A 9,308-nucleotide genomic window follows, 5' to 3' on the forward strand; every position below is an offset into this window, starting at 1 on the left:
TATAATAAAGGTGTGTAGTGATGGTGGAGGTGTATGTTTGTGTCTGAATCCAGCGCAACAAGAGAGATATTAATTCGATTACCTCAAAATTTTTTAACTGAGTTAGATGGGTATGCGAGTGAAGAAAATGTTAATCGCAGTGAATTTATTTATCGTGCCACAAAAATGTATCTTCGCGAACGTAAAAAGAAAGAGTTTCGTGAATCGATGAAACGCGGTTATATTGAAATGGCGGCCATTAATTTAACGATTGCTTCTGAAGCCTTTCAGGCTGAATTTGAGGCTGGGCATTGCGTTGAACGATTAGTTAGCGGAGGCTGAGCCATTGATTGTTGTTAAGCGTGGTGACGTATACTTCGCAGACCTTTCCCCGGTAGTCGGTTCAGAGCAGGGTGGAACACGTCCGGTACTCATTCTACAAAACGATATTGGTAATCGCTTTAGTCCGACTGTGATTGTGGCAGCCATTACAGCTCAAATTCAAAAAGCGAAATTGCCTACGCATGTTGAGATTAATGCGAAAAAGTACGGATTCGAACGAGATTCCGTTATTTTATTAGAACAGATCCGGACAATTGATAAGCAACGTTTAACTGATAAAATTACGCATCTTGACGAACCTATGATGCAAAAAGTCAATGAAGCTTTGCAAATTAGCTTAGGGCTCATTGAGTTTTAGAGAAAAGTTTTCCCGTTATTACGGGCGTTATTATAATACAAATTATTCTTTCTATATTTTAGATGACACGATTCCTGCATTAGTGGGAATCGTGTTTTTTTTGCATTTGTGGATTCAGTGTATTATTCTCCTGTGATCTTTTTATTTCTGGATATTTGAGGAAGAAAAATTAATGCAGTTAAGGTAGTCCCTCTCGCTTTATTGTTTAATGATGGATKGAACTTACGAAATAATAGAATGTTTATACAATTTTTTAAATAGTATCCTCCTAATTTTTCTTTGAAAAATGTTTTCAAATTCCATTTTCGGGTAAAAAGGTATGTTGTAAATATTTAAAAAAACAAACAAAAATATTGTGGAAGAACGGTGACAACCCTTGGTGGAGTTACATTACAGTTCGATAACATCCTTGTGACGAGGACAGGAAAACATAGTAATTGTGTTAGAATGGGAGGATATTATGAATCAATTGGTTTACGATTTTATTAAGCAAAATCAAGATTACATCCTAACTAAGTGGATGGATATCATGAAGGAAAGTACGGACGAAAGATTAATTAAAGTTGTCTCTGATCGGATGTTTACACAAACGAGTAGTGAATTTATAGATATGATTATCACGCATGTTGATAGTAAAAACAGGGAATTTACCTTGAAGCTTTCTGATTTTGCTGAGAAAGTCGTCCAATTAGGATGGCCGCTTACCTTTGTGAATGAAGGACTTCATAAATTCACGCTAATTGTCATTAATGGAATGGTTGAAAAAGGCATTGTAACTCCTGGTAATCAAGTGGAACTTGTTAACCATTTAGATAAGTGGTCCACTCCAATAAATAATGAAATAGTCAATATATATACCCAAACTTGGGAAAGAACTGTCTCATTGCAAAAAATAGCCTTGCAAGAACTCTCGGCGCCACTTATTCCTGTATTGGAAGGCATTACGGTTATGCCGCTAATTGGAACAATTGATACAGAGCGTGCGAAGCAGATAATGGAAAATCTGTTGACTGGTGTGGTTAAGCATAGGTCTGAAGTCGTTCTAATTGATATAACAGGAGTTCCGGTTGTGGATACAATGGTTGCCCATCATATTATTCAGGCAGCAGAAGCAGTCCGATTAGTAGGCGCGAAATGCATACTTTGCGGTATTCGCCCTGAAATCGCCCAAACTATTGTGAACCTTGGAATTAATTTAAATGAAGTGATTACAAAGAATACATTGAAAAAAGGAATTGAAGTTGCTTTAGAATTAACGAGCCGTAAGATCGTAAAGGTGGAGGGATAGGTATGAGGATTCCGATATTAAAGCTTTATGACTGCTTGTTAGTCTCTATACAGTGGGAATTGGATGATATGACAGCCCTTCAATTTCAAGAGGATTTACTGCATAAGATACACGAAACAAGCGCGAATGGAGTTGTCATTGATATTACATCAATTGATTTTATAGATTCCTTTATCGCAAAGGTATTAGGTGATGTTTTTAGTATGTCAAAGCTTATGGGAGCCAAGGTTGTAATTACAGGAATCCAGCCGGCTGTTGCAATAACATTAATTGAACTGGGAATAAGTCTCGATGATGTTCTGACAGCATTAGATTTAGAGAAAGGCCTGGAGAAATTACAACAGGAACTGGGGGATTAAAGAATGGAGTTCCAATCCTGCGTAAAAATCATAAATGAATGGGACATTGTAGCTGCAAGGCAGCTCGGAAGAAATGTCGCTAAAGAGCTGGGATTCGGTACAATAGACCAGGCTAGAATCACAACAGCTATAAGCGAATTGGCCCGAAATATATATCTATATGCTGGACAAGGCAGTGTAAGCATAGAAAAGCTAAATATAAATGGAAAGTCAGGATTGAAAATCATTGCAGAGGACCAGGGGCCGGGAATAGAGGATATCCGCAGGGTCATGGAAGATGGATATACCACTTCAGGGGGACTGGGAGCAGGCCTTCCTGGAGCCAAACGTTTAATGGATGATTTCGATATTGAATCGATACCAGGTGAAGGGACTAAGATCGTCGCAACCAAATGGCTCCGTTAGGGGGGACTATGGATATTAAAGAGAATATGGAGAAAATGTATTATGAGGCGCTTTCTACCTATCTTAAAGACCGAAATGAGCAGGCGCTTTATCAAGGTCAAAAAATCAGCCGCCTAAATATTAAATACAATATATCTCCAGAAGAAATTATCAGTATGCATAAAAATAACTTAATCGAATTATACCCGGATTTACCAGAGAAAGTAATGGATTCTTTTGATTTTCTGCTTGAAGTCATGATGGGCTACGGTATTGCATATCGTGAGCATCAGAGCCTTAGACATCAACAGCAGGAACTAAAAACGGAGATAGAGATTGCAGCAAATGTCCAGCATACGCTTTTAGAAACGAAGATACCGGATATCAAAGGCCTGGAAATTGGGGCGATTAGTGTCCCTGCTAGGCAAATGAATGGAGATTATTATCACTTTGTTCAGGATGAATATGAGCGCATCGGAGTAGGAATTGCGGATGTAATAGGGAAAGGAATCCCTGCGGCCTTGTGCATGTCAATGATTAAATATGCCATGGATAGTCTTCCTGAACATAGGCATGAACCGAATAGTGTGTTAGAGAGTTTAAATCGTGTTGTAGAGCACAATGTTGATCCAAGTATGTTTATTACGATGTTCTATGGATTATATGACCCTCATGACAAGCAATTTTCCTATGCTTCAGCTGGCCATGAGCCGGGGTTTTACTATGACGCTGCTACAGGGAATTTTAGCGATTTAGATGCAAAAGGTTTACTGCTGGGGGTAGATAAAAAAACAAGGTATCGACAATATGAAAAAACAGTTAATCCGGGAGATATGATCATTTTGTTGTCGGATGGAGTAACAGAGTGCCGAACAAATGATGGTTTTATAGAACGGGAAACACTCATTGGTTTTATCCAAAAGAATATGCATTTACAAGCACAGGAAATAGTAAATAACATATATAAACAATTAGAGAAAATGCAGAACTTTCAACTAAGGGATGATTTTACATTAATCATTTTAAAATCAAATGTTTAGTATATTTTCTTCGGGGTATAGATATAAGCATGAAGAGGATATAAAGAGGTGGGTCAAGGATGAATATAACGGTAGATGTTAATGAACTAAATACGGAATTTATTGTGAAACTAAATGGTGAAATTGATGCCTATACTGCACCAAAATTAAGAGAATCACTATTTCCAATTTCAGAGCAGGACAATGTTTCGATTATTATTGATTTAACTGAAGTTTCCTATATGGACAGTACCGGGTTGGGGGTATTTGTTGGTGCTTTTAAAAGCGTAAGAGCACATAATGGCGAATTTACCTTGATTGGCTTATCAGAAAGGTTACGACGATTATTTGATATTACGGGTCTTGCAGATATTATTGATATTAAAAGTGGTACAGAGGGTGGGTTAGAATGAGTCAAGTATATGATTACATTGAAATGAAAATACCTGCAAAACCGGAATTCATCGGTGTCATCCGTTTAACACTTTCTGGGATAGGTAGCCGGATGGGATTTGCGTATGATGAAATTGAGGATTTGAAAATCGCTACCAGTGAAGCGTGTACAAATGCGGTGCAGCATGCCTATAAAGATCTTGAAAAAGGCGAAGTGAAAGTAAGTTTTGGGCTTTACCCTGACCGCCTAGAGGTCATGGTTTCTGATAGTGGAAAGAGCTGTAATTTCGAAGAGGTTCGTCAAGGACTCGGTCCATATGAGCATGGGCAAAAAGTTGAACTCTTGAGAGAAGGAGGCTTGGGTCTTTACCTCATTGAAACTTTGATGGATGATGTGAAAATTCATCAGCATGACGGGGTTACAGTTTTTATGACTAAGTTTTTAGAAGGAGAGCAGGTGGAGATGGATGCAAAAACAGTCTCAACCTAATCAAGCACAAAGAGAACAAGTTAATGAATGGATTAGAGCCTATCAGCAGAATCAAGATGATGAAGCGCAAAGTAATCTGGTAATTCATTATAAAAGTTTGGTTGAAACAATCTCTCGTAAATATGCAAAAGGGAGATCGTTTCAGGAAGATATCGCTCAGGTCGGTATGATTGGTTTATTAGGTGCCATTCGACGATATGATGAATCTTTCGGTAAAAGCTTTGAGGCATTTGCTGTTCCTACTATTATCGGGGAAATCAAAAGGTTTTTGCGTGATAAAACATGGAGCGTCCATGTGCCAAGAAGAATAAAAGAACTTGGACCAAAAATCAGAGTGACAGTCGAGGAATTGACGACGACTCTGCATCGTTCACCAAGAATAGATGAAATAGCTGATTGTATAGGAGTAACAGAAGAAGAAATCTTAGAAGCAATGGAAATGGGGAAAAGCTATCAGGCTTTATCTGTTGATCATTCTATTGAGGCAGATTCTGATGGTGGTACGGTTACGTTGCTGGATATATTCGGCAATGTAGATGAAGGTTTTGAAAAAGTCAATCAGCGCCTAGTACTTGAAAAGGTGCTGCATGTACTAAGTGACCGTGAAAAGATGATTATTCAACACACTTATATAGAAAATTTAAGCCAAAAAGAAGCGGGGGACAAACTTGGTATTTCACAAATGCATGTATCGAGACTCCAGCGCCGCGCAATCAATAAACTTCAAGAAGCTATTAATGCTGAAAACTCGGAGTTAATTTAGTGATTAAAGACATAATGCGGGAAGAGAAAATAGAAGTCCTTGTCTCTCAATCTTCTAAAAACGGAATGATATATTGTGGTGATGATTACTTTTTTCTTCATACGAAGGAATACTTTGTTTGTGTATTAGCAGATGGCCTAGGTAGCGGAAAATCCGCTTATGAATCCTCCCATGCCGTAATAGAGGTAGTAAAACGTAACCATGAGTTAGATGTTGAGTTGCTAATGGAAGTCTGTAATCGAGTTTTAATCGATAAGCGGGGAGCGGCCGTTTCTATCTTGAAAATCTATTATGAAAAGAATGAGTTCGTATACAGTTCAGTAGGCAACGTTCGCTTTTTCTTGTACAATCCAAGCGTCGACAAGCTGGTTTACCCCCTACCTGTAACCGGATATTTATCCGGTAGGAAGCAAAAGTATAGAACGCAGAGCTTCAAATACGAACCAAATGCCAAATTCATTCTTCATTCAGATGGGTTGGAACTTAAGGGAGCTAAATCGTACTTAAAGAGGCTGGTCCCTATCGATAAAAACGCTCGTTGTATTTTAGAAAGCAGCCCAGCTACTGCGGATGATACAACTTTCATTTTAGGAAGCTTACTTTCGTCGTAATTCGGAAGTGAGCTTTTTTGTATTGGATTCGCAACTTCATCTCTCATTTGCTAGACTATATATATCAGAATAAAAAGGTTGGAGGTAATAAATTTGATAGTAGTAGAAGATTCATTAAAAGAATTAATTAAACAAATATCTAATGAGTTAACTTTGAAAAATCATCAAGTGCAAAATGTCATACAGATGCTTCAAGATGGTAATACCGTTCCTTTTATTGCTCGTTATCGAAAAGAAATGACGGGTTCACTAGATGAAGTGCAGATTCGTTCTATTATGGAAAGATGGAACTATCTAGAAAACCTTGGGCAGAGAAAAGTGGAAGTTACACGCTCGATTAGTGAACAGGGTAAATTGACAGAAGAATTAAAGTTACAAATTGAAAAGGCAACAAAGCTGCAGGAAGTGGAAGATTTATACCGACCTTTTAAACAAAAAAGGAGAACGAAAGCAACTGTGGCTAAAGAGAAAGGCCTTGAACCACTTGCAATTTGGCTTCTTGAATGTCAAGTTCAGGCTTCAGTTAGTGAAAAAGCAGCCGAATTCATATCTGAAGAAAAAGAAGTTCCTTCTATTGAAGAGGCAATTGCGGGTGCGCAGGATATAATTGCTGAACTTATTTCTGATGATGCTGAATTGAGGAAATGGATAAGGGCTGAGATTTTTAAAGCAGGAAAATTGTTCTCCGTTGTGAAAAATGAAGAAAAGGACGAAAAAAAAATCTTCGAAATGTACTATGAATATGAAGAGCCTGTCCAAAAAATCGTCCCACATCGAGTCTTGGCACTTAATAGAGGTGAAAAGGAAGAGGTTCTACGAATATCCATCCAGCCTCGGACAGAAATTATTATTAGTTATTTGGAACGGAAAATCATTAAAAATAATCAATCCGAAGCGGCAGGGTTGATTAAGGAAGCAATTGAAGACGGACTTAAGCGTCTAATCATGCCTTCTGTAGAACGGGAAATAAGAAAAGAGCTAACGGAAAAAGCAGAAGATCAAGCTATCCATATATTCTCGGAAAACCTTCGCAATTTACTCTTACAGCCTCCTCTTAAAGGGAAAGTAGTCCTTGCTCTAGATCCAGCATATCGGACGGGTTGTAAGTTGGCTGTCATTGATGAAACAGGCAAAGTACTCGATATCAGTGTAATCTACCCACACCCTCCTGCTGCGAAGTTTGAAAGTGCACGTGAAAAAACAATTGAAATTCTTCAGCGATTCGCAGTGGAGATTGTGGCAATAGGTAATGGAACGGCATCTCGTGAATCGGAGCAATTTATTGCAGATATTTTAAAAGAAGTGAAAGGGAATATTTCTTATATAATTGTTAATGAAGCAGGTGCCAGTGTGTATTCAGCATCTGATATTGCTCGTGAAGAGTTTCCGGATCTTCAAGTTGAGCAGAGAAGTGCGGTATCAATTGGGAGAAGACTGCAAGATCCACTTGCGGAACTTGTTAAAATCGATCCCCAATCCGTAGGAGTAGGTCAGTATCAGCACGATGTTTCTCAGAAAAAGTTATCAGAATCCCTTACTTTTGTTGTTGAAACGGCTGTTAACCAAGTTGGGGTGAACGTCAATACAGCTTCGTCATCTCTATTACAATATGTAGCTGGGTTATCAAAATCTGTTGCTCAAAATATAGTGAAGAAAAGGGAAGAAGAAGGGAAGTTTTCAAGCAGGAAGGAATTAAAGAAAATTCCTCGGCTTGGTGCTAAAACGTACGAACAGTGCATAGGTTTTTTGCGTATTATTAATGGCAATGAACCTTTGGATCAAACCGCGATCCATCCGGAGAACTACGGGGCTGTGAATAAACTGTTAAAGAAAATAGGATTCACGTCTGAAGACTTAGGCAGTGATGTTTTGAATAAAGAGTTAGTCAAATTAAATCCAACAGAATTAGTGGATGAATTAGAAATTGGAGAAATCACGATTAAGGACATTATTGATGATTTAATGAAGCCGGGAAGAGACCCTAGAGATGAACTATCAAAACCTCTGCTTAAGCAAGATGTGCTAAAAATGGAGGATTTAAAAGCCGGAATGGAATTACAAGGTACAGTAAGGAATGTTGTAGACTTCGGTGCATTTGTGGACATCGGTGTCAAACAGGACGGGCTGGTGCATATTTCTAAATTAAGCAACCGATTTGTAAAGCATCCATTGGATGTAGTTGCTGTTGGGGATGTTGTAACAGTTTGGGTCGAGAAGGTGGACTCTCAAAAGCAAAGGGTATCTTTAACGATGCTGCAGCCTAAAGATCAAGATTAGCTATTATAAACTCCTTCTATATAGAAGGGGTTTTTTATTACGGTAAGAATAGTAATGCTTCTTTAGAATTTATTAGTGCTTGGTTCAAATGGAGGTCTATAATCGAAGACTTTCTTTTTTTTGATAAAAAAACCAGCATTGATTCAACATCTTCACTTGATAATAATCCTTTTCATAAAAGGCTTTACGAATTTGATTTTGGAACCAATTAGGCATAGCGCTTACCTCCAGTAGTTTTCTATTGTTTTATTAGTCTATGTTATAATGGGTTGTCATGTTACCAAGGAAAGGGAGGGGGAAGATGGATAATCAGCAATTGCAAAAATTAGTTGAAGATATTTCGAAGAAAGACTTTCAAAAGGCCTTTAGACACCTAGCTTGTTTTAATCCGCGCCTTCGAACGACTGGAGGAAGGTACTTGCTACGTTCACATAATATAGAAATTAATAAGAAATATCTTGATGAACGTGGAGTGGAAGAATTGATAGGAATCATAAAGCATGAATTGTGCCATTATCACCTCCACCTTGAGAAGAAAGGATACCAGCATCGTGATACTGACTTTAAGCGTTTACTCGAAAAAGTTGGAGCCCCAAGATTTTGCACGCCACTACCGTCAAACCAGTTAAAGAGAAAAATGAATACTATTCAATATAGATGTGAAAACTGTCAGGAGTTATATTTAAGAAAGAAGCGTATCGATACCACTCGTTTTGTCTGTGGTAAGTGTCGTGGAACACTGATCTACCAAGGTTTTAAAGAAAAATAAACAAATAAATAAAAAAAAACAAAAGAACCCTTGACTTTATGTTGCAATCTCCTTATAATCATAAGAGTCGACAAGATAACAACTTGTTCTTCACGACAACCACTAAGGTCCTTGAGCGTAAAAAAGGAACCCAATTTTCATTATTCCGCAGTAGCTCAGTGGTAGAGCATTCGGCTGTTAACCGAACGGTCGTAGGTTCGAGTCCTACCTGCGGAGCCATTTTTTTGGGGAAGTACTCAAGAGGCTGAAGAGGCGCCCCTGCTAAGGGTGTAGGTC

At 38.3% G+C, this 9,308-nt stretch carries 13 protein-coding genes and 1 tRNA gene; 13 read left to right on the forward strand and 1 reads right to left on the reverse strand.

Translation table 11 applies throughout. The annotated features are described in order from the left end of the window. The first annotated feature begins 39 nt into the window (after positions 1-39). From AC1DUW_RS06990 to AC1DUW_RS07040, 11 genes are all read left to right on the forward strand, one after another. Positions 40-321 carry a CopG family ribbon-helix-helix protein gene (locus tag AC1DUW_RS06990; RefSeq protein ID WP_034306380.1) on the forward strand — a complete coding sequence of 94 codons (282 nt, stop codon included), beginning with the start codon at positions 40-42 and terminating at the stop codon, positions 319-321. A 7-nt stretch (positions 322-328) separates the two neighbouring features. Continuing rightward, on the forward strand, positions 329-679 hold the full coding sequence (locus tag AC1DUW_RS06995; protein WP_034306610.1) for a type II toxin-antitoxin system PemK/MazF family toxin: 351 nt from the start codon (positions 329-331) through the stop codon (positions 677-679). Positions 680-1,139: 460 nt separating this feature from the next. After that, positions 1,140-1,967, forward strand: coding sequence for an RsbT co-antagonist protein RsbRA (locus AC1DUW_RS07000; protein ID WP_477642257.1), 828 nt, complete (start codon positions 1,140-1,142; stop codon positions 1,965-1,967). 2 nt (positions 1,968-1,969) lie between these two features. Continuing rightward, entirely contained in the window at positions 1,970-2,326 is a 357-nt protein-coding gene (locus AC1DUW_RS07005; protein WP_034306376.1) for an STAS domain-containing protein, read from the forward strand. 3 nt (positions 2,327-2,329) lie between these two features. Beyond that, the gene (locus AC1DUW_RS07010; protein ID WP_053348280.1) at positions 2,330-2,731 is read left to right on the forward strand and encodes an anti-sigma regulatory factor; all 402 of its coding nucleotides are present in this window, start codon (positions 2,330-2,332) and stop codon (positions 2,729-2,731) included. Between the two features lie 8 nt (positions 2,732-2,739). Further along, positions 2,740-3,750, forward strand: coding sequence for a SpoIIE family protein phosphatase (locus tag AC1DUW_RS07015; protein ID WP_477642258.1), 1,011 nt, complete (start codon positions 2,740-2,742; stop codon positions 3,748-3,750). A 59-nt stretch (positions 3,751-3,809) separates the two neighbouring features. Further along, the gene (locus AC1DUW_RS07020) at positions 3,810-4,142 is read left to right on the forward strand and encodes an anti-sigma factor antagonist (RefSeq protein WP_053348278.1); all 333 of its coding nucleotides are present in this window, start codon (positions 3,810-3,812) and stop codon (positions 4,140-4,142) included. After that, on the forward strand, positions 4,139-4,612 hold the full coding sequence (gene rsbW, locus AC1DUW_RS07025; protein ID WP_053348277.1) for an anti-sigma B factor RsbW: 474 nt from the start codon (positions 4,139-4,141) through the stop codon (positions 4,610-4,612). Before AC1DUW_RS07020 ends, rsbW begins: the two co-directional genes overlap by 4 nt. Then, a complete protein-coding gene (gene sigB, locus AC1DUW_RS07030; protein WP_053348276.1) occupies positions 4,590-5,375 on the forward strand; it encodes an RNA polymerase sigma factor SigB in 786 nt (261 codons plus the stop codon). The genes rsbW and sigB overlap by 23 nt, the downstream gene beginning before the upstream one ends. Beyond that, complete coding sequence (locus AC1DUW_RS07035; protein ID WP_321175421.1) at positions 5,375-5,986, forward strand: PP2C family serine/threonine-protein phosphatase; 612 nt, start codon at positions 5,375-5,377, stop codon at positions 5,984-5,986. The genes sigB and AC1DUW_RS07035 overlap by 1 nt, the downstream gene beginning before the upstream one ends. Positions 5,987-6,079: 93 nt before the next feature. Further along, positions 6,080-8,263 carry a Tex family protein gene (locus tag AC1DUW_RS07040; RefSeq protein ID WP_053348275.1) on the forward strand — a complete coding sequence of 728 codons (2,184 nt, stop codon included), beginning with the start codon at positions 6,080-6,082 and terminating at the stop codon, positions 8,261-8,263. A 96-nt stretch (positions 8,264-8,359) separates the two neighbouring features. Here AC1DUW_RS07040 and cmpA read toward each other — a convergent pair whose 3' ends face one another. Beyond that, positions 8,360-8,479, reverse strand: a complete 120-nt coding sequence (cmpA, locus tag AC1DUW_RS07045) for a cortex morphogenetic protein CmpA (RefSeq protein ID WP_089364909.1) — start codon at positions 8,477-8,479, stop codon at positions 8,360-8,362. An 85-nt stretch (positions 8,480-8,564) separates the two neighbouring features. Here cmpA and AC1DUW_RS07050 point away from each other — a divergent pair, with 85 nt between their 5' ends. Then, the gene (locus AC1DUW_RS07050) at positions 8,565-9,032 is read left to right on the forward strand and encodes a SprT family protein (protein ID WP_053348274.1); all 468 of its coding nucleotides are present in this window, start codon (positions 8,565-8,567) and stop codon (positions 9,030-9,032) included. Between the two features lie 144 nt (positions 9,033-9,176). After that, positions 9,177-9,251: transfer RNA gene (locus AC1DUW_RS07055), tRNA-Asn, on the forward strand. Positions 9,252-9,308: the final 57 nt, after the last annotated feature.

The sequence above is a fragment of the Peribacillus sp. P4_C12 genome (assembly GCF_056402095.1).

Coding starts and splice junctions, on each gene's coding strand:
- AC1DUW_RS07000 (WP_477642257.1), top strand. CDS start 1,140: ATGAATCAATTGGTTTACGATTTTATTAAGCAAAATCAAGATTACATC.
- AC1DUW_RS07005 (WP_034306376.1), top strand. CDS start 1,970: ATGAGGATTCCGATATTAAAGCTTTATGACTGCTTGTTAGTCTCTATA.
- AC1DUW_RS07010 (WP_053348280.1), top strand. CDS start 2,330: ATGGAGTTCCAATCCTGCGTAAAAATCATAAATGAATGGGACATTGTA.
- AC1DUW_RS07015 (WP_477642258.1), top strand. CDS start 2,740: ATGGATATTAAAGAGAATATGGAGAAAATGTATTATGAGGCGCTTTCT.
- AC1DUW_RS07020 (WP_053348278.1), top strand. CDS start 3,810: ATGAATATAACGGTAGATGTTAATGAACTAAATACGGAATTTATTGTG.
- rsbW (WP_053348277.1), top strand. CDS start 4,139: ATGAGTCAAGTATATGATTACATTGAAATGAAAATACCTGCAAAACCG.
- sigB (WP_053348276.1), top strand. CDS start 4,590: ATGCAAAAACAGTCTCAACCTAATCAAGCACAAAGAGAACAAGTTAAT.
- cmpA (WP_089364909.1), bottom strand. CDS start 8,479: ATGCCTAATTGGTTCCAAAATCAAATTCGTAAAGCCTTTTATGAAAAG.
- AC1DUW_RS07050 (WP_053348274.1), top strand. CDS start 8,565: ATGGATAATCAGCAATTGCAAAAATTAGTTGAAGATATTTCGAAGAAA.